The sequence below is a fragment of the Corynebacterium sp. HMSC064E10 genome (assembly GCF_001812505.1).
In the GTDB taxonomy this organism is placed as follows: domain Bacteria; phylum Actinomycetota; class Actinomycetes; order Mycobacteriales; family Mycobacteriaceae; genus Corynebacterium; species Corynebacterium amycolatum.
The window spans coordinates 940,750-963,402 of record NZ_KV809173.1 but is presented as its reverse complement, the minus strand read 5'-3'; the positions used below and the strand labels follow the sequence as shown (position 1 = coordinate 963,402).

General features: G+C 58.7%; 22 protein-coding genes. 15 read left to right on the top strand and 7 right to left on the bottom strand.

Going from position 1 to position 22,653, the window contains the following annotated elements; genetic code table 11:
• The first annotated feature begins 4 nt into the window (after positions 1–4).
• The 7 genes from tsaB (at position 5) to groL (ending at position 6,904) form a co-directional block, all read left to right on the top strand.
• A complete protein-coding gene (gene tsaB, locus HMPREF2860_RS06050; protein WP_070628660.1) occupies positions 5–655 on the top strand; it encodes a tRNA (adenosine(37)-N6)-threonylcarbamoyltransferase complex dimerization subunit type 1 TsaB in 651 nt (216 codons plus the stop codon).
• On the top strand, positions 652–1,131 hold the full coding sequence (gene rimI, locus HMPREF2860_RS06045) for a ribosomal protein S18-alanine N-acetyltransferase (RefSeq protein WP_038627739.1): 480 nt from the start codon (positions 652–654) through the stop codon (positions 1,129–1,131). Before tsaB ends, rimI begins: the two co-directional genes overlap by 4 nt.
• A gap of 38 nt (positions 1,132–1,169) precedes the next feature.
• Positions 1,170–2,906, top strand: a complete 1,737-nt coding sequence (locus HMPREF2860_RS06040) for a pyruvate dehydrogenase (RefSeq protein WP_049182318.1) — start codon at positions 1,170–1,172, stop codon at positions 2,904–2,906.
• Between the two features lie 55 nt (positions 2,907–2,961).
• The gene (locus tag HMPREF2860_RS06035) at positions 2,962–3,390 is read left to right on the top strand and encodes a hypothetical protein (RefSeq protein WP_038627743.1); all 429 of its coding nucleotides are present in this window, start codon (positions 2,962–2,964) and stop codon (positions 3,388–3,390) included.
• Positions 3,391–3,448: 58 nt separating this feature from the next.
• Complete coding sequence (gene tsaD / locus HMPREF2860_RS06030; protein WP_070628794.1) at positions 3,449–4,522, top strand: tRNA (adenosine(37)-N6)-threonylcarbamoyltransferase complex transferase subunit TsaD; 1,074 nt, start codon at positions 3,449–3,451, stop codon at positions 4,520–4,522.
• A 458-nt stretch (positions 4,523–4,980) separates the two neighbouring features.
• Positions 4,981–5,280, top strand: coding sequence for a co-chaperone GroES (groES, locus tag HMPREF2860_RS06025; RefSeq protein ID WP_005510054.1), 300 nt, complete (start codon positions 4,981–4,983; stop codon positions 5,278–5,280).
• A 19-nt stretch (positions 5,281–5,299) separates the two neighbouring features.
• Positions 5,300–6,904 carry a chaperonin GroEL gene (groL, locus tag HMPREF2860_RS06020; protein ID WP_038627745.1) on the top strand — a complete coding sequence of 535 codons (1,605 nt, stop codon included), beginning with the start codon at positions 5,300–5,302 and terminating at the stop codon, positions 6,902–6,904.
• A gap of 125 nt (positions 6,905–7,029) precedes the next feature.
• Here groL and HMPREF2860_RS06015 read toward each other — a convergent pair whose 3' ends face one another.
• Together HMPREF2860_RS06015 and HMPREF2860_RS06010 are read right to left on the bottom strand one after the other, a co-directional pair.
• A complete protein-coding gene (locus tag HMPREF2860_RS06015) occupies positions 7,030–7,353 on the bottom strand; it encodes a WhiB family transcriptional regulator (RefSeq protein WP_083309519.1) in 324 nt (107 codons plus the stop codon).
• Between the two features lie 137 nt (positions 7,354–7,490).
• Positions 7,491–7,859 carry a DUF5319 domain-containing protein gene (locus HMPREF2860_RS06010; RefSeq protein ID WP_038629374.1) on the bottom strand — a complete coding sequence of 123 codons (369 nt, stop codon included), beginning with the start codon at positions 7,857–7,859 and terminating at the stop codon, positions 7,491–7,493.
• A 263-nt stretch (positions 7,860–8,122) separates the two neighbouring features.
• Here HMPREF2860_RS06010 and guaB point away from each other — a divergent pair, with 263 nt between their 5' ends.
• From guaB to guaA, 4 genes are all read left to right on the top strand, one after another.
• The gene (gene guaB, locus HMPREF2860_RS06005; RefSeq protein WP_038629376.1) at positions 8,123–9,652 is read left to right on the top strand and encodes an IMP dehydrogenase; all 1,530 of its coding nucleotides are present in this window, start codon (positions 8,123–8,125) and stop codon (positions 9,650–9,652) included.
• Positions 9,653–9,702: 50 nt separating this feature from the next.
• Complete coding sequence (locus tag HMPREF2860_RS06000) at positions 9,703–10,851, top strand: GuaB3 family IMP dehydrogenase-related protein (protein ID WP_038627749.1); 1,149 nt, start codon at positions 9,703–9,705, stop codon at positions 10,849–10,851.
• Positions 10,852–10,970: 119 nt separating this feature from the next.
• A complete protein-coding gene (locus HMPREF2860_RS05995) occupies positions 10,971–12,719 on the top strand; it encodes an FAD-dependent oxidoreductase (RefSeq protein ID WP_038627751.1) in 1,749 nt (582 codons plus the stop codon).
• 13 nt (positions 12,720–12,732) lie between these two features.
• Positions 12,733–14,307: a glutamine-hydrolyzing GMP synthase gene (guaA, locus tag HMPREF2860_RS05990; protein WP_038627753.1), complete on the top strand. Its 1,575-nt coding sequence runs from the start codon at positions 12,733–12,735 to the stop codon at positions 14,305–14,307.
• A 4-nt stretch (positions 14,308–14,311) separates the two neighbouring features.
• Here the strand turns inward: guaA and HMPREF2860_RS05985 are convergent, their stop codons facing one another.
• Positions 14,312–14,989 carry a hypothetical protein gene (locus HMPREF2860_RS05985; protein ID WP_038627755.1) on the bottom strand — a complete coding sequence of 226 codons (678 nt, stop codon included), beginning with the start codon at positions 14,987–14,989 and terminating at the stop codon, positions 14,312–14,314.
• Positions 14,990–15,138: 149 nt separating this feature from the next.
• Between HMPREF2860_RS05985 and HMPREF2860_RS05980 the strand changes: the two genes are divergently transcribed.
• The 3 genes from HMPREF2860_RS05980 (at position 15,139) to HMPREF2860_RS05970 (ending at position 18,019) form a co-directional block, all read left to right on the top strand.
• Entirely contained in the window at positions 15,139–15,444 is a 306-nt protein-coding gene (locus tag HMPREF2860_RS05980) for an antibiotic biosynthesis monooxygenase family protein (RefSeq protein ID WP_038629377.1), read from the top strand.
• A 215-nt stretch (positions 15,445–15,659) separates the two neighbouring features.
• Entirely contained in the window at positions 15,660–16,355 is a 696-nt protein-coding gene (locus HMPREF2860_RS05975) for a hypothetical protein (RefSeq protein WP_038629380.1), read from the top strand.
• Entirely contained in the window at positions 16,355–18,019 is a 1,665-nt protein-coding gene (locus HMPREF2860_RS05970; protein WP_038627756.1) for a Y-family DNA polymerase, read from the top strand. Before HMPREF2860_RS05975 ends, HMPREF2860_RS05970 begins: the two co-directional genes overlap by 1 nt.
• Before the next feature lie 39 nt (positions 18,020–18,058).
• Here HMPREF2860_RS05970 and HMPREF2860_RS05965 read toward each other — a convergent pair whose 3' ends face one another.
• Entirely contained in the window at positions 18,059–18,739 is a 681-nt protein-coding gene (locus tag HMPREF2860_RS05965) for an AMIN-like domain-containing (lipo)protein (protein ID WP_038627758.1), read from the bottom strand.
• A gap of 163 nt (positions 18,740–18,902) precedes the next feature.
• Between HMPREF2860_RS05965 and HMPREF2860_RS05960 the strand changes: the two genes are divergently transcribed.
• Complete coding sequence (locus HMPREF2860_RS05960; RefSeq protein WP_052155580.1) at positions 18,903–19,814, top strand: sucrase ferredoxin; 912 nt, start codon at positions 18,903–18,905, stop codon at positions 19,812–19,814.
• 24 nt (positions 19,815–19,838) lie between these two features.
• Here the strand turns inward: HMPREF2860_RS05960 and HMPREF2860_RS05955 are convergent, their stop codons facing one another.
• From HMPREF2860_RS05955 to HMPREF2860_RS05945, 3 genes are all read right to left on the bottom strand, one after another.
• Positions 19,839–20,471 (bottom strand): methionine ABC transporter permease, encoded by a 633-nt coding sequence (locus tag HMPREF2860_RS05955; protein WP_224433327.1) that lies wholly within the window; start codon positions 20,469–20,471, stop codon positions 19,839–19,841.
• A gap of 65 nt (positions 20,472–20,536) precedes the next feature.
• On the bottom strand, positions 20,537–21,586 hold the full coding sequence (locus HMPREF2860_RS05950; protein WP_038627760.1) for a methionine ABC transporter ATP-binding protein: 1,050 nt from the start codon (positions 21,584–21,586) through the stop codon (positions 20,537–20,539).
• A gap of 64 nt (positions 21,587–21,650) precedes the next feature.
• A complete protein-coding gene (locus HMPREF2860_RS05945) occupies positions 21,651–22,517 on the bottom strand; it encodes a MetQ/NlpA family ABC transporter substrate-binding protein (RefSeq protein ID WP_038627762.1) in 867 nt (288 codons plus the stop codon).
• Positions 22,518–22,653 lie beyond the last annotated feature (136 nt).

Sequence of the window (22,653 nt, the reverse complement as noted above, 5' to 3'; positions counted from 1 at the left end):
GAGTATGAACATTTTGGCCGTTGACACATCGACCCCACAGGTCACCGCGGGAATTGTCCGCGATGGTGAAACCGTGGCCGAAAAGCTGCACCTGGATGCCCGCGCGCACAACGAGGTGCTGGTGCCGCTGATTCAGCAGTGCCTCACCGACAGTGGGGTGGCGGCAACCGAGCTAGATGCCGTGGTTGTCGGCTGTGGTCCGGGACCGTTTACGGGCTTGCGCGTTGGTATGGCAACCGCAGCCTCCTTTGCCGACGCTCTGGGAATTCCCTGCTACGGCATCTGCAGCCTGGATGCGCTCGCGGTTGGTGTTGGCGATGAACTGGTCGTCACCGATGCTCGCCGCCGCGAGGTGTACTTCGCGGCCTACCACGATGGCCAGCGAGTTTTCGGCCCGGCAGTGGCCAAGCCAGCCGACGTCATGGAGCTGCTCAAGGAAGAACTCGCAGCAGAAGTCGCCGACTTCACGCCGAGCCACGCCCGCGGCAGCCTCAGCCACATCGAGCAAATTGCCGGGCTTGAGGTTGCTGCCGAACAAGTCTTTCCCACTCCGAAAGCCATGGTTGAAACGGCCCACTTTGACTCCGCGCCGGGCCCACTGGTGCCGCTGTACTTGCGCCGTCCGGATGCCGTTGTCCCGAAGGCTATGAGATGAGCGTCGTCAAGCTAGTGCGTCTCGGGCCTCCTGCAGCCAAGGCGTGTGCGGCGATTGAGGCGGAGCTATTTGCCGGCGATGATCCCTGGCCGGAATCGGCCTTTATGGCAGAGCTGGCCGCGCCGAACAATTTCTACGTCGGGCTGATCGCAGAGGCAGACGGGGTCGAAGAACTGTGCGGCTATGCGGGGATTACCAAGCTGGGACCTGCGGGTGGCGCCGAGTACGAGATTCACACCGTCGGCGTGGGGCAGAAGTGGCAGCGCCGGGGCTTTGGGGCGCAGCTCATGGACGCGCTGATGGCAGCTGTGGCGGAGGATCCGGGCCCGGTGTTTTTGGAAGTGCGCACGGATAATGAACCCGCTATCGCCATGTATCGACGCTACGGCTTCGAAAATATGGGGCTACGAAAAAACTACTACCCGGGCTCTGGGGCGGACGCTTACACAATGTGCCGGCCTGTGCCCGCCGGCTAAATGTTGACGTAGCGACTATTCTGCGTTAGACCGGTCACATGGCTAAAACCTTTGCAAAGCAGCTCGTAGAAACCCTAGAGAATCAAGGTGTCAAGCGAATCTTCGGACTCGTCGGAGATAGTTTGAACCCCATTGTCGACGCGGTGCGTGAGTCCTCCATTGAGTGGGTGCACGTCCGCAACGAGGAGGCTGCGGCCTTCGCTGCCGGTGCCGAGTCCCTGGTCACCGGCGAATTAGCAGTGTGTGCGGCCTCTTGCGGTCCGGGTAACACCCACCTCATTCAGGGCCTCTATGACTCCCACCGCAACGGCGCAAAGGTGCTGGCGCTGGCATCGCACATTCCTTCTCGCCAGATTGGCTCGAACTTCTTCCAGGAGACCCATCCGGAGTTTATCTTCAACGAGTGCTCCGGTTACTGCGAGATGGTGAACTCCGCTGAGCAGGGTGGCGTCGTTTTGCATCATGCTATCCAGTCGACCATGACTGGCCACGGTGTTTCCGTGCTGGTTCTGCCGGGCGACATTACAACGCATGAAGTGGAAAATGATGAGTTCGTCACCTCCACTATCAGCAGCGGTCGCCCAGTCGTATTCCCTGATGCCGGTCAGGCCGCCGCGCTTGCCGACGCAATCAATGAGGCTAAAACCGTCACGCTTTTCTGTGGCGCAGGTGTGAAGGATGCCCGCGAACAGGTGCTCAAGCTTGCGGAGAAGATTAAGTCGCCGGTGGGGCATGCGCTGGGTGGCAAGATGTACATCCAGTACGACAACCCCTATGACGTCGGAATGTCCGGACTGCTGGGCTACGGCGCCTGCCACGATGCCTCTAACGATGCTGATTTGTTGATTCTGCTCGGTACTGACTTCCCGTACAACGACTTCCTGCCGACTAAGAACGTCGCCCAGGTCGATATCGATGGTCGCGCCATCGGTCGTCGTACCACGGTGAAGTACCCAGTCGTCGGCGATGTGGCCGCAACGATCGAAACCATCCTGCCGTACCTGGATGAAAAGACCGACCGCTCCTTCCTGGACAAGCAGCTGCGGAACCACGAGCGCCTGCTCAGCCACGTCATCGAGGCATACACCCATGACGTTGAGAACATGCGCCCGATTCACCCGGAGTATGTGGCCGACCTGATTGATAAGTACGCCGATGACGATGCCGTCTTTACCGTCGATACCGGCATGGGCAATGTCTGGGCTGCACGCTACGTCACGCCGAATGGCAGGCGAGAGCAGATTGGTTCCTTCCGTCACGGCACTATGGCCAATGCACTGTCGCAGGCTATTGGTGTGCAGGCTGCTGACCGGGACCGTCAGGTCATTACCTTCAACGGTGACGGTGGCCTGTCAATGCTGCTCGGTGAGCTCATCACCGTGCAGCAGCAGCAGCTGCCGATCAAGATGTTTGTGTTCAACAACTCCTCGCTCGGTATGGTCAAGTTGGAAATGTTGGTTCAGGGGCTGCCGGAGCACGAGACCGATCACGGCGCAGTTGACTACGCGGGAGTCGCGGAGTCGTTGGGTATCAAGGCCATCCGAATTGAAGATCCGGCCGATGCACCTCGCCTGATTCAAGAGGCGCTGGCCTACGACGGTCCGGTACTGGTGGACATGGTCACCGACCCGAACGCCCTGTCCATCCCGGCGAATATCACCTGGGACATGCTGATGGGATTCTCCAAGGCCGCTACTCGCACCGTCTTTGGCGGCGGCGTTGGTCAGATGATCAACATGGCACGGTCGAACCTCCGCAACATCCCGCGGCCATAGTGGGGGTAGCGCTCTCGAGATGCGGGAGCGGATGCGGTGCGGTACCTCTGTTTCCATGATTAAAGGTTTTCTGGTGAACCCTGACCTGACGCATCGCATCGTCGAATTTGAGTTGGAGGCCGCTGCTACATTCCTCGGCGGAGTTTCCTCTGACCGTGTTTCGGTGGCGTTTCAGGAAGATGGCGTCGATTACGCCGCTCTCTACAACCCGACGGCCAAGGCTGAGGGCGCTGAACCGAACCCGGTCGCGTCCCTCGGTCGCAATGAGGCTGCTACGGGCAATTCGGCTTTCTTTACTGACCCCACCACCGCAATTTGCGGAACGGTCGTATTCGTCGACGCCGAGGGCGAGGACATCGGCGACGAGGAAATTGAGCGTATCAAGCACGGTATGCGCGCCGTTCGTCACTACCGCGATGACTACCCAGAGGAATACGCCCTCTGGCGTGCTGCAGTGAGGAACCTCGGTCGCCTCGAAATTTAAACTCGGTCGCTGGTAAGCGACCCGGTGGTGCGCTAGTACCATGACTGCTATGACCGAGTTGACCCTGCTGGCAATCGAGAGTTCCTGCGATGAGACTGGCGCTGCAGTGATGCGTGTGCGCTACGACGACACCGCCACCCCTGCCGCTGTTGAGGTAGAAGTGCTTGCCGACGTCGTCGCATCCTCCATGGAACAGCACGCCCGTTTCGGCGGTGTGGTTCCCGAGATTGCCTCTCGCGCTCATTTGGAAGCCTTGCAGCCAGTAGTCTCCGAGGCGCGCGCGCAAGCAGCTGCCAAGCTCGGTATCGATACTTTTATCCCAGATGCCGTCGCCGCTACCGTGGGGCCCGGTCTCGCCGGTGCACTGCTGGTCGGTTCGGCAGGCGCGAAGGCCTATGCCGCCGCCTGGGGTGTGCCTTTCTACGGCATTAATCACCTTGGTGGCCACGTTGCTGTCGGAGCTCTCGACGGCGCGGATCTGTCCAATGCCGTGGCGCTGCTAGTTTCCGGCGGGCACACGCAGTTGCTGCGCGTACAGGGGGTTGATCGTCCGATGGAGGAACTCGGATCGACGCTTGACGACGCAGCCGGAGAGGCATACGACAAGGTTTCTAGGTTGCTTGGGTTGGGTTACCCGGGCGGCCCGATTATCGATAAGTTGGCTAAGCAGGGAAATCGCAAGGCCATCGCGTTTCCTCGGGCCATGATGCGCCAGCAGGATGCGCGCCATGACTTCTCCTTCTCCGGCTTGAAGACAGCCGTGGCCCGCTATGTCGAGGCAGCGGAGAAGGAAGGTCGTGAATACTCCGTAGAGGACGTTTGTGCTTCCTTCCAGGAGGCGGTCTGCGATGTGTTGACCAAGAAGGCTGTCCGTGCGGCTCAGGGTGTGGGGGCTACTACGCTGCTGCTCGGTGGTGGTGTAGCTGCGAACTCGAGGTTGCGTGAACTCGCAGCGGCGCGAGCTACCTCGGCGGGAATTACGCTGCACGTGCCGCCGATTAAGCTGTGTACCGACAACGGTGTCATGATTGGCGCAGCTGCCGCCTACCTAATTGCCGCAGGGGTCAATCCCTCTGGTTACGCCTGTCCGACCGACCCATCGATGCCAGTGGAAGAACCTGTAATGCAATGAGGCTGATTACCACTCGGCTCCGTTTAGCGGAGACTGTGAGGCGCCGGAGTTCCCAACCACGGAGGAAAACTTTACGATTGTCGCCTGTGACGGATGGTGGGCGATAGGTGGACGCACAAACAGTGGGGGGACTGGCGGTTTACCAATGGGACGAAGGTGCCTGGCAAAGGAGGGAGCCAGACAGTCGTTACACGACCGGTTCTGGTGGCCCCTGCTTTAGCGATGAGTACATCAAGGAACACGGGATGACGGTTACTGTGTTCGGTCATATGGCTTGCAACCCCGACAAGCTGACCAATTAGCATTAGCGCTCACTGTTGTTGAGTGTTAGCACTTGCAGAGGTAGAGTGCTAACGAAGGTTGTTTGACACACAGTTGTTCACCCGCGACGACGGCTGTGCACGGCAGACCAACCGGCACAAGAACATCACATCACCGCATGTATGGAGGAATTCATCGTGGCGAACGTCAACATCAAGCCGCTGGAGGACCGCGTCCTCGTTCAGATCAACGAAGCAGAGACCACCACGGCTTCTGGCCTGGTTATCCCGGACTCCGCTAAGGAGAAGCCGCAGGAGGCTACCGTTATCGCAGTTGGTCCGGGTCGTTGGGCCGATGACGATGACCGCATTCCTATGGACGTCAAGGAAGGCGACATCGTCATCTTCTCCAAGTACGGCGGCACTGAGCTGAAGTACCAGGGTGAGGAGTACCTGCTGCTGTCGCAGCGCGACATCCTGGCTGTTATCGAGAACTAAAGGGAGGACGTACCCACACATGGCGAAGCTTATTGCTTTTAACGAAGAGGCTCGCGAAGGCCTCAAGCGCGGTGTGGACACGCTTGCCGACGCAGTCAAGGTCACGCTTGGCCCGAAGGGTCGCAACGTAGTCCTGGACAAGGCCTTCGGCGGTCCGCTGGTCACCAATGACGGTGTGACTATCGCCCGCGACATCGACGTTGAGGATCCGTTTGAGAACCTCGGCGCGCAGTTGGTTAAGTCCGTTGCGGTCAAGACCAATGACGTTGCCGGTGACGGCACTACTACCGCAACACTGCTGGCACAGGCGTTGGTTCACGAGGGTCTGCGCAACGTTGCAGCTGGCGCAAACCCGATTTCTCTGAATCGCGGTATTCACGCTGCATCCGACAAGGCGGTTGAGCTGCTGAAGCAGCGTGCCACCCCGGTCAGCAGCTCTGCTGCCATCGCACAGGTGGCAACCGTTTCCTCGCGCGACACTGAAATCGGTGACCTGGTTGCAGGTGCCATGGACAAGGTCGGCAAGGACGGCGTCGTCTCTGTGGAGGAGTCGCAGTCGATTGCCACCGAGCTGTCCGTGACCGAGGGCGTGTCCTTCAACAAGGGCTTCCTCTCGCCGTACTTCATTACCGACGTTGAGGCTCAGCAGGCAATTCTCGACGGTGCACAGGTGCTGCTGGTCCGCGAGAAGATTTCCTCCCTGCCGGAGTTCCTGCCGATTCTGGAGAAGATTGCCGAGTCCGGCAAGCCGACTCTGATCATGGCTGAGGATATCGAGGGCGAGGCTCTGTCCGCGCTGGTTATCAACGCTATGCGCAAGACCTTGAAGGTTGCCGCAGTGAAGGCACCGTACTTCGGTGACCGTCGTAAGGCGTTCATGGATGACCTGGCAGTTGTCACCGGTGCAACCGTCGTTACGGCTGACACTGGCATGCAGCTGAAGGACGTTGGACTTGAGGTGCTGGGTAACGCACGCCGCATCACCATTACCAAGGACGAGACCGTCCTGGTTGACGGTGCTGGCACCGCTGAGGCCGTGGAAGAGCGTCGTAACCAGATTCGTGCCGAGATTGAGCGCACTGACTCTGACTGGGACCGCGAGAAGCTGGAAGAGCGTCTGGCGAAGCTCTCTGGCGGTGTGGCTGTTATTAAGGTCGGCGCTGCAACCGAGACCGAGGTCAACGAGCGCAAGCTGCGTGTCGAGGATGCCATTAACGCTGCTCGTGCAGCAGCTCAAGAAGGCGTCATCGCCGGTGGCGGTTCCGTGCTGGTGCAGATTTCCCGTGAACTCGAGGCATTTGCTGACGAGTTCGAGGGTGACGAGGCAGTCGGTGTCCGTGCAGTTGCCAAGGCTCTGATCCGTCCGGCTTTCTGGATTGCTGAGAATGCTGGTAAGGATGGCGCAGTTGTCGTTTACCACATCGGCGAGCAGGAGAACGGCAACGGCTACAACGCTGCTACTGACACTTACGAGAACCTGATTGAGTCCGGTGTCATTGACCCGGTCAAGGTCACTCACTCCGCAGTCGTCAACGCAACCTCCGTGGCACGCATGCTGCTGACCACTGAGGCTTCCGTTGTGGACAAGCCGGAAGAGGAGCCGGAGCACGATCACGCTCACTAATTGCTAATGAGCTAGTGTGCTAGCTGCTAGTACGTGAAATGCTCCCCGCCTTTCAATCTGAGGGTGGGGAGCATTTTGGTTTTATGTGAACTGGAACTGGCTGGAGTCCGAGAGAAGGGGAGGGACTACATGGCAGTGACTAGAACGCGTTCAAGTTCGCGTTCACGTGAGGCCGGCTTAGCTCGAAGGATTTCATTTCGTTCAGATTCGCTGAGACCACCCCAGACGCCGTATGGCTCACCAACCTTGAGTGCGTGACTACGGCACTGCATAAGAACGGGGCAAGAACGGCAGATAGCCTTCGCACGGGCTTCGCGTAGGCTGCGTGCGCGTCCGCGCTCGCCTTCCGGGTGGAAGAAGGTCGCGGAGTCCTGCCCGCGGCAAGAGCCGTGCAGCTGCCAATCCCACAAATCCGCATTGGGCCCGGGCAAGTGGTCGATGTACGTCATCGGAATTGATGTCTCCTTCATTGAGCTTTCTTGAAGCAGTGAGCTCAAGTGTGGAGGCCAACAATGAACGGTTGGTAAACCTAAGGAGGCCAGCCGGGATACTACGCAAACAATTCCGTGAAACTCTTACCAAATTTTTAGAAACGGCCAGGTCGGCGAGAACGCAGACCGTCGACAAAGCCTGCGCAGTAGTCCCATGGAGCGTAACGGGAGGGGTCTGGATCGAATTGTGGCTCGTGAACCGGGGACGCCTGTCCAGACAGGAGCATCAGGTAGTGGTTTTCCAAAACTTCCCAGTTGTAAAAGTGCTCGTCACCGCAGTCCTCACACAACATGCAGACACCCAGTAATCCCTCTGGGCTCAAAGCGGTGCGGAATAGGCGAACTGCGGCCAGATCTTCAAGAACCTCTCGACGTTCCTGGTCTGTCAGCGGAGCAAACGGCTCATCCGGCTCGAGAAAGCTTGCCGGGTCATTGGGATCTCCCTCGAACGGATCCCGCGGCATGGATGAGAAAAAGTTATGGTTCACAATCACTACCGTAACAGCTCTGTACGGCAATCCTGACGATTGGCAATCTACTTAGTTGGGGTTTAGTTCACCTTGGTATAACCCTCAGCTAGCTTTTGGCTAACCCTTGTCGGGCGCCTGTCGCTCCGTCTAATTGTCGCGTTCTATCACTTAAGGACTACCCTGTATATAACGTTTGGCAACCACGAAGCGATAGCGCCCCTGGCCGGATGTCGGCAAGGGTGGAGCAGGAGGAGTCCATGACCAACCCCACGGGAATTAGCCTCGGCGGAGACAATCCCAACAAGATTCCACTAGTCGGCCTTACATTCGATGACGTCCTGCTTCTGCCGGACGCTTCGGACGTTATCCCCTCCGGCGTTGATACTTCGACGCAGCTCACTCGTGAGCTGCGTCTGAACATTCCGATTGTGTCCGCTGCTATGGACACCGTCACCGAGGCTCGCATGGCTGTTGCCATGGCCCGCCAGGGCGGTATGGGTATCCTGCACCGCAACCTGTCCATCGAGGAGCAGGCTCAGCAGGTCGAGATTGTAAAGCGCTCTGAGGCTGGCATGGTGTCCGACCCGGTGACCTGTTCCCCGGATGACACCATCGCCGAAGTAGATGCCAAGTGCGCTCGTTACCGCATCTCGGGCCTGCCGGTCGTCGACGAGGACGGCAAGCTGGTCGGTATCTGCACCAACCGCGACATGCGTTTTGAGGCAGACCTGAACCGCAAGGTTTCCGAAATCATGACACCGATGCCGCTCGTCGTGGCTGAGCAGGGTGTGTCTGGCGATGCGGCGCTGAACCTGCTGCGCGCTCACAAGGTGGAGAAGCTGCCGATCGTCGATGGCGAAGGCCGTCTGACTGGTCTGATTACCGTCAAGGACTTCGTCAAGAAGGATCAGTACCCGAATGCTTCCAAGGATGGTTCCGGCCGTCTGCTGGTCGGTGCTGGCATCGGTACCGGCGAGGACTCCTGGAAGCGCGCACACGCATTGGCTGACGCAGGCGTAGACGTGCTCGTTGTTGATACCGCTCACGCCCACAACTCAGGTGTACTTGAGATGGTCTCCCGCGTTAAGAAGGAATTCGGCGAGAACATCCAGATTATCGGCGGCAACCTAGCTACCCGTGGTGCTGCACAGGCCATGATTGACGCGGGTGCAGATGCCATCAAGGTCGGTATCGGCCCGGGCTCGATTTGCACCACTCGCGTTGTCGCAGGTGTAGGTGCCCCGCAGATCACCGCCATCATGGAAGCCTCTGTCGCAGCTAAGAAGGCTGGCGTTCCGATTATCGCCGATGGCGGTATGCAGTTCTCCGGCGACATCGCCAAGGCTCTGGCGGCCGGTGCATCCTCCGTCATGCTCGGTTCGATGCTGGCCGGTACCGCTGAGGCTCCGGGTGAGGTTACCTTCGTTAACGGCAAGCAGTACAAGATGTACCGCGGCATGGGCTCGCTGGGCGCCATGCAGGGCCGCGGCCTGACCGGCGAGAAGCGCTCCTACTCCAAGGATCGCTACTTCCAGGCTGACGTCAAGAGCGAAGAGAAGCTGGTTCCGGAAGGTATCGAGGGCCGTGTTCCGTTCCGCGGCAGCATCGACTCCATCGTTCACCAGCTGGTCGGTGGTCTGCGCGCAGCTATGGGCTACACCGGTTCCGCTACCGTCGAGCAGCTGCACGACGCACAGTTTGTCCAGATCACCGCTGCAGGCCTGCGCGAGTCGCACCCGCACGATATCCAGATGACTGTCGAAGCGCCGAACTACTACCAGCGCTAAACTGGCTTAGTCGAGTTAAATTCCACGGAAAGGGCATGTGAGGAAAGCTCATGCGCGACATCGTTGAAATCGGTATTGGCCGCGAGGCACGCCGGACCTACGAGTTGGACGATATTGCACTCGTTCCCACTCGTCGTACTCGGTCGTCCAAGGACGTCGATACCTCCTGGCGAATTGACGCCTACGATTTCGAACTCCCGATGATGATGCATCCGACAGATGCCATCGCCAGCCCGGAATCCGTCGCTGAGTTTGCTCGCCTGGGCGGCTTGGCGGTTCTCAACGCCGAGGGTATCTGGGCCCGTCATGCCGATGCGCAGGACAAGATTGCCGAGCTGGTGAAGTTGGCAAAGAATGCCGCCACCAAGCGCGAATCCGAGGCAGTGAACCGCAAGCTGCAGGAACTGCACTCTGCTCCGATTGATACGGAGCTGTTGGTTGAGCGCATCAAGGAAATCCGCGCAACCGGTGCGATCACTGCAGTTCGTGTCTCCCCGCAGCACGTCCGTGAGTTGGCGCCGCTGGCTATTAAAGCTGGCATTGACTTGTTGGTTATCCAGGGCACGCTGATTTCCGCAGAGCACGTCACTGCTCAGGGTGAGCCGCTGAACCTCAAGGACTTCATCGGCAGCCTGGACGTTCCGGTTATTGCCGGTGGCGTTGTCGACTATCAGACTGCGCTGCATCTGATGCGCTCAGGCGCCGCTGGTGTAATCGTCGGTACAGGCTTTACGACGTCCCCGGATGCGCTCGGCATCGATGTGCCAATGGCTACCGCTATTGCGGATGCTGCAGCTGCTCGTAAGGACTACCTCGATGAGACCGAGGGCCGCTACGTCCACATCATTGCCGACGGCGGCATTGATACCGTCGGTGATATTGCCAAGGCAATCGCCTGCGGTGCGGATGCTGTGGCGCTGTCCAGTGCGCTGGCAACCGTCAACGAAGCCCCGGGGCAGGGCTATGTCTGGCCGTCTGTTGCGGCACACCCGAAGTACCCGCGAGGTGCGGTGTGGCCGGTTGTCGACGATGAGAAGGAATTGGTCAGCCTGGAAGAGGCTCTGTTTGGCCCGTCCGCCTCGCCGTTCGGTGACCGCAATCTCGCCGGTGGCCTGCGTCGCGCAATGGCCAAGTGCGGCTTTACCAACCTGAAGTCCTTCCACCGCGTTGAGCTGTCGGTACGTCCAAAGGGTTTGTAATTAAAGTAATCGGATAGTTTTTTCGCAAAACTACCTTACTGAAAAGCCACCTCCGCTTAGGGTTAGGAACATGAGTTCCGCGCATTAGTGTTACGCCCTTAGAGAAGGTGGCTTTTCCCATGAGTAAACAACGTGATTTCGATGTTGTAATCGTCGGTTCCGGTTTCGGTGGCTCTGTTTCTGCTTTGCGGTTGACCGAAAAAGGCTACCGAGTGGCAGTTCTCGAAGCCGGTCGACGGTTCGAAGATAAAGACTTTGCCAAGACCAGCTGGCGGCTTCATAAGTACCTGTGGGCTCCCAAGCTGGGGCTCTTTGGCGTCCAGCGCGTGCACATGTTGAAAGATGTCATGATTCTCGCTGGTGCTGGAGTCGGCGGTGGTTCCCTTAACTACGCAAACACTCTGTATAAGCCGGGTACCGAGTACTTCCAGCACCGTCAGTGGGGGCACATTACCGACTGGGAGTCAGAACTCACTCCGCACTATGACAATGCATCTCGCATGCTCGGGGTGGTCACCAACCCATCCGACACGCCTGCCGACGTTGTCATGCGTGAGGTAGCCGAAGATATGGGGGTGGGCCATACTTTCCGCTCAACCCCGGTGGGCGTGTTCTTCGGTGCCAAGACTGGTGGTCAGGGTGTGCCAGGGCAAACAGTTTCCGATCCCTACTTTGGTGGCGTTGGACCGGACCGCACTGCTTGTACGGAATGTGGTGAGTGCATGACTGGTTGCCGCCACAATGCAAAGAACACCCTGGTTAAGAACTACCTTTACTTGGCGGAGAAGTTCGGTGCGCAGGTCTTTGACCGCACTACCGTTACTGGCCTGCATCCTCAGGCTGATGGCTCCTGGGTTATTGACACTGAGCGCAGTGGCCGTTGGGTAGCTAAGGGCAAGCAGCAGTTTAGAGCTAAGCGCGTTATTCTCGCCGCCGGTGCCTGGGGAACCCAGAATTTGCTGCACCGGCAGCAGGCCGATGGGTACTTGCCGCTGCTGCCGAAGTCTTTGGGCAAGCTGACCCGCACCAACTCCGAGGCTATCTTGGGCGCGATGGGTACGAAGGTGGACCCGGAAAATGACTTCTCTAACGGTGTAGCTATCACTTCGTCATTCTTCCCGGACGAGGACACCCATATCGAGCCAGTGCGCTACGGCAAGGGGTCTAATGCCATTGCAATGCTGCAGATGATTATGACCGAAGGGGGTCGTGCAACTCCGCGTTGGCTACAGGCTGTGGGGATCGTCGTAAAGCACCCGAACTACCTGACACAACTCCTGAACCTGCGTAAGTGGTCGCAGCGCACCGTGATTTCTTTGGTGATGCAGAATCGCGACAACTCGATTACGACGTACCTGCAAAAGATCGGGCCGGTGCGTTTCCTGATGAGTAAGCAGGGCGAGGGGGAGCCGAACCCGACGTGGATTCCGTCGGGCAACGAAGCTACGCAACGTGCGGCGGACAAGCTCAATGCACGTGGTCGGAATGGTCGTGTGCTGGCTGGTGGCACTATCGGTGAGTTGGCAAATATTCCTTTGACAGCTCACTTCATTGGTGGCGCGACGATTTCGGATTCGCCCGAAAACGGCGTAGTCGACCCGTACCTGCGCGTGTGGGGCTACCCGACGCTCTCGATTCACGACGGCTCGGCGATGGCAGCCAACCCGGGGGTGAACCCGTCACTGTCGATTTCCGCGAATGCGGAGCGTGCAACGTCGCTGTGGCCGAATAAGGGTGAGGAAGATCAGCGTCCGGCGCAGGGTGAGTCCTACGTGCGACTGGAGCCGATTGCTCCGGTGAACCCGGCTGTGCCGGAAGATGCTCCGGCTGCACTGAACCTGGGTATGCCTGCAGTCCGTAAGTCTTGATAAGCTTTAGGGCGTGTCTGAACAGGTGACTAAGCCCGTCCTCGTCGTGGACTTCGGTGCGCAGTATGCACAGCTCATCGCGCGACGTGTGCGCGAGGCAAAAATTTATTCCGAAGTGGTCTCGCATGATGCGACGACCGAAGAAATCAAGGCCAAGAACCCGGCCGCGCTGGTGCTGTCCGGCGGCCCGTCCAGTGCCTACGCCGAAGGTGCCCCGAAGCTCAACCCAGAGTGGCTTGAGCTGGGCATTCCGGTGTTTGGTATTTGCTACGGTTTCCAGGTGATGACTGAGGTGCTCGGCGGCACGATCGCTGCTACCGGTGACCGTGAGTACGGCCGCACGCAGCTAAACGTCGTCGACGGTGGCGGTGTCGCTCACGCTGGTGTGCCGGAGACGCACGAGGTGTGGATGAGCCACGGTGACGCGGTGTCTGAGGCACCGGAGGGCTTCACCGTTACGGCGTCCACCAAGGGTGCTCCGGTAGCCGCTTTCGAGTGCTTGGAAAAGCGCATGGCCGGTGTGCAGTACCACCCGGAGGTCAACCACTCGCCGTATGGTCAGCAGGTTCTGGAGAAGTTCCTGTACGAGATTGCTGGCCTGGAGCCGGACTGGACTGCCGCTAATATCGCGGAAGAGCTGATTGAGCAGGTCCGTAATCAGGTCGGTGAGACCGGTCGCGCAATTTGCGGTCTGTCTGGCGGCGTTGACTCCGCAGTTGCCGCCGCGCTGGTGCAGCGCGCTATTGGTGACCGTCTGACCTGTGTCTTCGTCGATCATGGGCTGCTGCGTCAGGGCGAGCGCGAGCAGGTTGAGAAGGATTTCGTTGCTGCAACTGGCGCGAAGCTGATCACCGTCGACGACTCCAAAGTCTTCCTGGATGCTTTGGCTGGTATCACCGATCCGGAGACCAAGCGTAAGACTATCGGCCGTGAGTTCATCCGATCCTTCGAGCGCGCTGTCGCTCAGGCACTGGAGGGCGCTCCGGAGGGCGAGACCGTGGACTTCCTGGTTCAGGGCACCCTGTACCCGGATGTGGTGGAGTCCGGCGGCGGTTCTGGTACTGCCAACATCAAGAGCCACCACAACGTCGGTGGTCTGCCGGATGACGTTGAGTTCACCCTCGTTGAGCCGCTGCGCCTGCTGTTCAAGGACGAGGTCCGTGCGGTCGGCCGTGAGCTGGGGCTGCCGGAAGAAATCGTTGCTCGTCAGCCGTTCCCGGGTCCGGGGCTCGGTATCCGCATCATCGGCGCTGTCGATGAGGAGCGCCTGGATACCCTCCGCCGTGCCGACGCCATTGCGCGCGAGGAAATGACGGCCGCAGGTATGGATGAGGTTGTCTGGCAGTGCCCGGTCGTCCTGCTTGCCGACGTTCGCTCGGTCGGTGTTCAGGGCGATGGTCGTACTTATGGCCACCCAATTGTGCTGCGCCCGGTTTCCTCTGAGGATGCGATGACCGCTGACTGGACTCGCGTTCCGTACGACACTTTGGAGAAGATTTCCACCCGTATTACCAACGAGGTGCCAGAGGTCAACCGAGTGGTCCTGGATGTGACTTCCAAGCCGCCGGGAACCATTGAGTGGGAGTAAGCCACTAGTTGGCAAGGGCCGTGTCTGTGAGTTGTGCAAACTCGCGGGCACGGTCCTTTTCCGTCAGGGCAGAATTGTTCCTGGTGATGGTGATGCGCTTATCGGCCACGAGCGTGTGGAGGGCTGCGCTCACGGCATCGTCGTCAAGCATGGCGAAGTAAGGCAGCTGGTCGGTGAAGAAGACGTAGTTGTCGCGCAGACGTGCGGTGAAGAGGACCGCGAGGATGCGGGCCTCTGGTGAGTCGGCGGGATAAGGGCAGCGTTGGGAGAAGTCGTCGGGAAGTTGTGCGGCCATCGGGAGGAAGCCGAATTGCCGCGGCAGGATTGCGCAGGTAGCGGTGATGGCGGACAGAACTAGGGTCACTATGCAGGCGATCGGTGTAGAGGAGATTCGTTCGGCGACAGCCGCAATAATCCATGCGCCGGGGAAAATCAGCAGCACGCTTACGCTGGAGGTCCAAGAGATGTCGTTTGGTGACTCACGCATCGGCTCGGCGAAATAGGACGGCCGAGTTTCTTTGGTGGGTGTTTTTGCCTGGCGCACGAAAAGAGTGGCGCCGATGAGAGCCAGTAAAAGCGCTATCATGATCCACCAGCCAATGGAGCCGATGATATGTGCGTTAAGCAGCGCGAGCAGTGTAATCACTGCGGTGATGACGCCAATCACCGTCCCCAGCCGCACGGGATTATTGATAAATTTTGTCGTGCGTTGAGTCGCGTCTGGGTAAGACCCTGAAGAGTGTTGGTATCGGCTGCATTCAGTCATACTTCTTAAGTTTAGTAGCGGTGGAACTATAGATTGTTGAGAGTCGTGTGGCTAGTGTTATGACTATGAGCATTGTAAAAATTAACGCTATTACCGTTCCTGAGGGTGCGGGAGAAGAGCTCGAACGTCGCTTTTCCGCTAACTCTTCGAAAATGACCGATGTCCCGGGGTTTATTGGTTTCCAGCTGCTGCGTCCAACCGCAGGGGAGAGCCGCTACTTCGTCTTCACTGAGTGGGAGAGCGAGGAGGCCTACCAGGGGTGGCGTGAGGGCCGTGCCTTCAAGGCATCGCATGAGGGCGAAAAGCGCAAGCCGGTGTCGTCGTCGGCTGATTTGCTCGAATTCGATGTAGTCCTGGATGTGAAGGCGTAAGCATTACGCAATGTAGTGTTCGGCTGAGGTTAGAGCGTCGCGCGGTGGTGTGCGGCGCTTTTCTTCGCACATTAATATCGAACGTACGTGCTATTTAAGGTAGTGTTTAATCCGCTTGTTGGGAAAGAATATTCGAGCAGGGTTCGTGGTGAGCATGGCAGTGAGTCGACAGAGGGTCGACAGCGGGATGACAACGAAATGAGGTGGAACAAGAAGTGACAACGGCGGTCAATATTGCTGCGGGGCAGTCTAGGGAGCAGACTATTGCGGCATTGCGGCAGGCGATGGCAGCCCAGTCTGGTGGGACTGTAACTGGTGCAACCTTTGGGCTCGGTGAGGCGCTGCCGGTGCCGGTGGCGTTGGAAAATACGTTGGCGGGAGCAGTGCGAAAAGGGGCTGTCAGTGTCATTGAACAGCCCGGTGCGGTATTAGCAGGCCTAATCGCGGAAGTTACGAAGACAGGTCATGTTGCGCTAGTTGGGCTCTCCGAGCAGGGGTTGCTCTCCGTGGTGGAGTTGGGCGGGAAGCTATCGAACATTGTCTGTGTGCCAGATCCTGGAATGCAGCCACTTGAAGTAATTGGGCTGCTGGCGGACGGCGTTGACTTGGTGGTGGCTTCGTTGGCACCCACTCCGCCGCCGTCGCAGGCACGTCCGCTGCAGGCACGACTGCGCACGAGTGGTTGTGCTCTGGTTTTTGTCGGGCAGCAGTGGCCGGGCGCTGAGTCGGAAATTTCCAGCTCTGTTGCTGGTGTTTCCGGGATTGGTACTGGGTATGGCCGGATTCGGGCAGTGGATTACCACGTCAGTGTGTCGGGGACGCGGTTTCCGCGGAGGCAGTGCCGTTGGCGGGTGGGGGAACAGGTGGAACAGAACAATGTGGTCGCCTTTCCCGCACAGAGGAGGTCCTAATGGCAGCGGCGGAATCGAACCGTGTGGTGGCGCTATGGCTTCCTGATTGGCCAGTGCAGGCAGCGCATCTAGCATCTGTGACGTCGCAGGCTAATCCGCTCAGTCCAGTTGCAATTGTGGGTGATAGCGGAGTCGCTGCTTGTTCTCCAAGTGCACGCCGTGCAGGGGTACGGCGCGGGCAAAGTCGTCGTCATGCGGAAGCGTTGTGCCCGGAACTGGAGGTTGTCGAGGAAAGTGCGGTGCGCGACGCTGCGGAATTCGAGTCCGTGCTGCAACGGTTGGAGGCGGTGGCAGCTGGTGTCGAAGCTCTACGGCCAGGCTTGGCGGTTGTGGCAGCGCGAGGGGTAATGCGTTATTACGGCGGACAGGATGTGGCCTTGGAAAAGCTGCTTGATGCCGCTGCAGTACCGGGTGTGGACTGCAGCTTGGGGCTCGCGGACGATATTGTGACAGCTATTTTGGCAGCGCGCCGGGGAGTGCTGGTAGCTCCCGGGGAGGATGAAGGCAAAAGATTTCGGCAGGGAATCTCTCTGGTGGAGCTTAGGGCGGAAAGTGCACTGGAGATGCCCGCAGAGCTTGCGAAGTCGTGGCAGGAACTCGGTCTGCGCACATTGGGAGATGTCGCTGCGTTGCCGAAGCGGGATATAGCCAACAGGTTTGGGGTGCAGGGGGCTAGATGGCATGATTTGGCCTGTCGTGGGGAAGTGCGGTTGGTAGCGCCGCGATCTTTGCCACCAGGATTGGCTGCGAGCTACCAGTCTTGGGAGAGTCCACTCCGGAGAGTGGACGAGGCCTCATTCGTGGCGCGTTTTCTAGCTGGGCAACTGCATGAACAGCTTTTTAACCATGGGTATTCGTGCTACCGCTTAGCGGTGGTGGCGCAGTTTAGTGACGGCTCAGAGGTGCGCAGAGTATGGCGCTGCACTGAGCCACTGGCAGAACAGACTACGGCTGACAGAGTTCGGTGGCAGCTCGATGGCTGGCTGAATAACAGGAATCGGCAGCAGCCACGAGGGAACAGCGACACTGGTGCTGGAGTTGTTGGCTGCGCTGAGGAAAATGACGGAGATGATAGCCGCGGAATCGTAGAGCTGCAGTTAGAGCCACTGGATGTGGTCGCCGCCGGGACTGTAAAGCAGGATTTGTGGCACGGTAGTGATGATGCGCGAGCTAAAGCGCGCCGGGCTGCAGAGCGTGTGCAGGGGTTACTGGGGCCAGAGGCAGTACAGCAACCAATCATGCAAGGCGGGCGTGGCCCAGGCGAAAGAGTGGGATTTGTCGCTTTCGGAGAAAACCCCAAAAACACAAAAACCGCGGAAATTAATCAGCCATGGCCGGGAGCTGTTCTTGCCCCCAATCCGGCAATTATTCCCGCGACTGCGAATGCAGAGGTGGAAGTGCTCGACGCCGATGGGCACACCGTGGGCGTAACTGGGCGAGCGACCATGACGGCGGAACCGTCCCTGGTGCGACATGGAGTAACAACGTATCGCGTGTCATCGTGGGCTGGGCCCTGGCCGATTGATGAGCGCTGGTGGGTACCCGATGAGGCTCGCCGAGCGGCAAGAATACAAATCCGTGCGGTAGCGAATGACGGTACCATCGCCGCCTGGTTGCTCATAGGGCATGCCGGCGCATGGAGAATCGAGGGTGCTTACGCGTAGAGACGCAGTGGAGGAGGAGTGCGTCGGTGTGCAAACCGATTACTTCGATTGGAAGTCAATAACCAGGCGGTTTGGATTGCTCAACGAGAAAACCTTGAACGGGGTCTTATCTCCCTTGAGCCCGACGACATACTGAGTCTGCCCCTCGAAGGTTCCGGCACCGACGACTTCCTTAATAACGGAAGTCGATGTCGGCTTGACCGAGTCAGAGGGGAAGTCCTCCATCTGGAAATCAAAGGGGTAGCCCATGCCCCGCAAGTCGATTACCAGCTTGGCTGTACCGTCGACAGAAATCGGCTTGCCGGAGCCCTGCTGGGTTGGGACATCCTCGTAACGGACGAAGTATCCCGGTGTGCCCTCGCCGGTGAGTTCAAAGACAATGCGGTCATAACCGTCGTGGGAACCGACGCGGACATCTTGAATACCCAAGTAAGCGCCATCGGAAGGAGCAGCTTCTGCAGAGGAGCTATTGAAATCGCCCGCCGGAGCAGCATCGTCATCCATGGTGGTCTGCGCCGCCGCAGACGAGCTAGTGGAGCTGCTAGAGCTGCTCGACAAATCGGAGGTGCCAGCGGTTGAGTCAGTTTTCATAGACAGTGCAGCAGCCGAGTCTGAGGAGGAGTCAGAGGAGCAGGCACCGAGAGCTAGACCCAATGCGAGGCACAGGGATGCCGCGATACGGGTACGAGTGCGCGAAGCATCCAGCGATTTCGTATTCATACGTCCGACGGTATGTGCGCGGTTGCGGAATTTCAACAAGTTGAACTGCAAAAGTCGAGGTCAAAGTTATTTGTTGTCAAAGTGTTGCACAATAGTAATAAAACAGGGGTGAACGCTGCGACCTAAGACCCAATCGCAGAGGTACTCAATTACGCTTAGGCGTATGAGCCAGGCCAAATTTGATACCACCTGTTCCGCTCAGATGGCTGAGCCGCTTCCCGGTACTGCAAAAGCCGGAAAGCTCTTTATTGCGTTGGAGCACCAACTCGGTTGGTCGCACGATATTTTTGACGGCGGGGTATGGGGAGCAGAGATCACCGGTCAGGTAGAAGCCTGGTTATCTGAGCGCGGTGGCGCGTTGCAGCTAATTCGCAAACCAGGCCGAATCGGCCAGCAGCCGTGTGATGGCGTTAACGTCTATATCGCGCATTGCGAGTCAGCGGATGGCTCTGAGGTTTTCCTCGAACATCGCATGGTTGCCGATGTTGAAGACCTGATGACTCTGGATATCCGGCTTGGACAGTCCACCGAGGGGGCCACTCGTCTAGACCATCCACTGTTTCTCATCTGTACGCACGGTAAGCGCGATCGTTGCTGTGCGATTAAAGGTCGCCCGCTCGCTGCGGCGATGCACAACCTCTACCCAGAGGTCGTGTGGGAAACTTCCCACTCTAAGGGGCACCGCTTTGCGCCGGCTAGCGTACTGCTGCCATGGAATTACAGCTTTGGACGTCTGAGTGCGGTGGACGCCAAGGGGGTTATCGAAGACGCTCAGCGGGGCATCGTGCATGCAGGGGGCTGCCGCGGCCGTGGTATCTACACCCCGCAGGGGCAGGCAGCCGAGTTGGCTGCGCGTCGTCAAGCAGATGCGTGGGGCGTAGACGACGTCGCACGCGTTGACGTCGACGGTACGACTGCAGTCGTCGCGCTTTACGACGGCCCCAGCGACCGCGACAAGGTCGTGGAATATGAAGTGGCCCTGGAGAAAATCACCACGGAAGGCGTTGTGTCTTCCTGCGGTGATGCTCCAGGGCCAAAGAAGGGCTGGGCTGCGGTCGAAGTAACCCGCCGCTAGCTAGTGGCTAGCTAATGTGTGCGGCTACCTGCGCATAATCTTCTTGGAGAGCCAGTTGCCGAAAATCTGCGCCAACTGGACGATGAAGATGATGACCAGGGTTGTCACCAGAGTGACGTTCCAGTCGAATGCCTGGTAGCCGTAGGTGATTGCGAAGTTGCCCAGTCCGCCGCCGCCGATGTAGCCGGCCATAGCCGACATGTCGACCACGGCGATGAATGCGAAGGTGTAGCCAAGTACCAGCGGGCCCAGGGCTTCTGGCACGACGACCGTGCGGATGATGCGCCACGGGCTCGCTCCCATCGCACGGGCGGCCTCAATCACGCCGGGGTCGATGGACATCAAGTTCTGCTCCACCAGTCGCGCGATGGCGAATGTGGCGGCAATCGACATGACGAACACCGCGGCTTCAGTGCCGATTGTGGTGCCGACCACGTTCTTTGTCAGTGGGCCAATGGCCGTAACCAAGATGATGAACGGGATTGGGCGGACAAAGTTAATCAGGACATTGAGGACCTGGTAGACAAACTTGTTGCGCAACACGCCACCGTCGCGGGTGGTGTAGAGCAGCACGCCGATTGCCAGACCTGCGACACCACCAATCAGCATGGCGACACAGACCATGTAGAGCGTCTGGCCGAATGCCTCGCCCAGCATTGGGCCGAGGCTATCCCAGTTTGTGTCCTTGCCACTCACCGATGGCAGAGAGTTTAAGAGACCGATCATGATGCAAGCTCCTCTACCTGTGTCAGTTCGGAAATGGCAGCAATGGCGGCATCGAAATCAGAGGAATCCGAGGCGGAATCACCTGTCAGCGGAGTCAACCGCAAAGTAAGGCGACCGTAGGACTTCGCTTGCACATTGGCGACTGCACCGTGTGCCACCGAGGCGGCGACACCGTGGGCACTAGTGGCCTGTGCTAGAGCACCGAGGTCAACACCGTCATTGATAGTGATGGTGATCAGGCGAGCCGCTGCGCTCTCGGCAGACTGATTCACCGAATCGCGTTCACGACCAATCGGAACATCGCGCAGCGCGGTGGTGGCGAAGCGGCGGCCAACCTCAGTCTTGGGATTGGCAAAGACCCCGTGGACCGTACCAGTTTCGACGATGTGCCCATTTTCCATGATGGCCATGCGGTCAGCGATACCGCGTACAACCGACATGTCATGGGTAATCAGCACGATAGTGACACCCATTTCGCGATTGATGCGACGCAGCAGATCCAGGACACCAGAAGTAGTTTCCGGGTCGAGTGCCGAGGTGGCTTCGTCGGCAAGCAGGAGCGTCGGTTCGGTGGCGAGCGCACGGGCGATGCCGACACGCTGCTTCTGTCCACCCGAGAGCTGCTCTGGGAAGGACTCCGCCTTGTCGCCGAGACCGACGAACTCCAACAGCTCCTGGGCGCGAGCGCGGCGCTTGGCCTTCGGCATACCGGCCAGTTCCAGCGGATATTCAACGTTGCGAATCGCGTTGCGCGAATGGAAGAGGTTGAAGTGCTGGAAGATCATGCCGATATTGCGGCGCAGGCCCCGTAGCTGGCGCTCGGAGATGCCGACGATGTCGGTGTCGTCCAGCAAAACCTGCCCTGATGTTGGCTTTTCCAGGCCGTTAATCATACGGATGAGCGTTGATTTACCGGCGCCGGAATAACCGATGACGCCGAGGATTTCGCCGGGTTCAACGGTCAGGTTGATGTCGGCGAGCGCGGTGACGTCGCCGAATTGCTTGTTCAGCTCGCGGAATTCGAGCTTCGTTCCCTTGTTGGTCACGAATGAATCAGTGCCCCTTGGTCTGTGTTCCCTGGTGGTGGGCGGTGCTTAAGCGGCAGTGGCCTTAGTTCTGCTCGCGCTGCTGCTTTTCGACGCGGTCCAAAATGTCCTGCAGCTCCTTAGCCGAACGGTCAACCGGAACCGAGGTGCCCTTGGAGTCCTCTGCGACTGCGTCCTGGACCTCCTTGGAGTGCCAGATCTTGGAGAGCTCCGCGTACTTCGGGTCGTCAGCATTTTCAGCCTTGGTGACAAAGACGTTGATGTACGGCTCTGCCTCCGTGGAGTTCGGGTCATCCTGGAAGATGGCGGTGTTCGGGTCGATACCGGCGCGGTCCAGGAAGGAGTTATTAATAATGGCAGGCTTACCCTCGCCGTAAGCGGCCGGGGTCTGAGCAGCATCCACTGGCAGGACCGTGACTGTGGAAGCTTCCTTATCGATGTCGGCCGGGGACGGAGTCAGCAGGTCATCCTGCTTCAGCTTTAGCAGGCCAGCCTGAGCCAGCACGTTAATAGCGCGCCCCTGGTTGGAAGGGTCGTTCGGGATAACGACCTCGGTGCCCTTCTTCAGCTCATCAACTGACTTGTGGTCCTTCCAGAACAGAGCCAGCGGGACAATCTCGCTCGAGCCAATCGGCGTCAGGTCCGACTTAGCGCCGACGTTGTACTCAGCCAGGAACTTGATGTGCTGGAAGAGGTTGACATCGAGCTGGCCCTCATCGAGTGCGCGGTTCGGAGTCTGGTAGTCGGAGAAGTTCTGAACATCCAGATCAATGCCCTGTTCAGAAGCCTTCTGCTCGAAAACGGTCCAGGCCTTCTTGCCGGCATCCGTGGTGCCGATACGAATGGCGTCATCCGAGCCGCCACAGGCAGTAAGGCCGGTTGCGGCGAACGCGACAGTAAGTACACCGGCGGAAAAACGCTTGAGGTTCATCGAGGGGTCTCCTTATTTAATGGGATTTGTTAGCTGAAGTTTTAAGGCAGAACTAGACCAAGCTGTCTTTAATTCTGGGGTTAAGGCTAGCACTTGCCCAGGTGGTGCTGAAAATTCAACTTCAGCCTAAACAGTC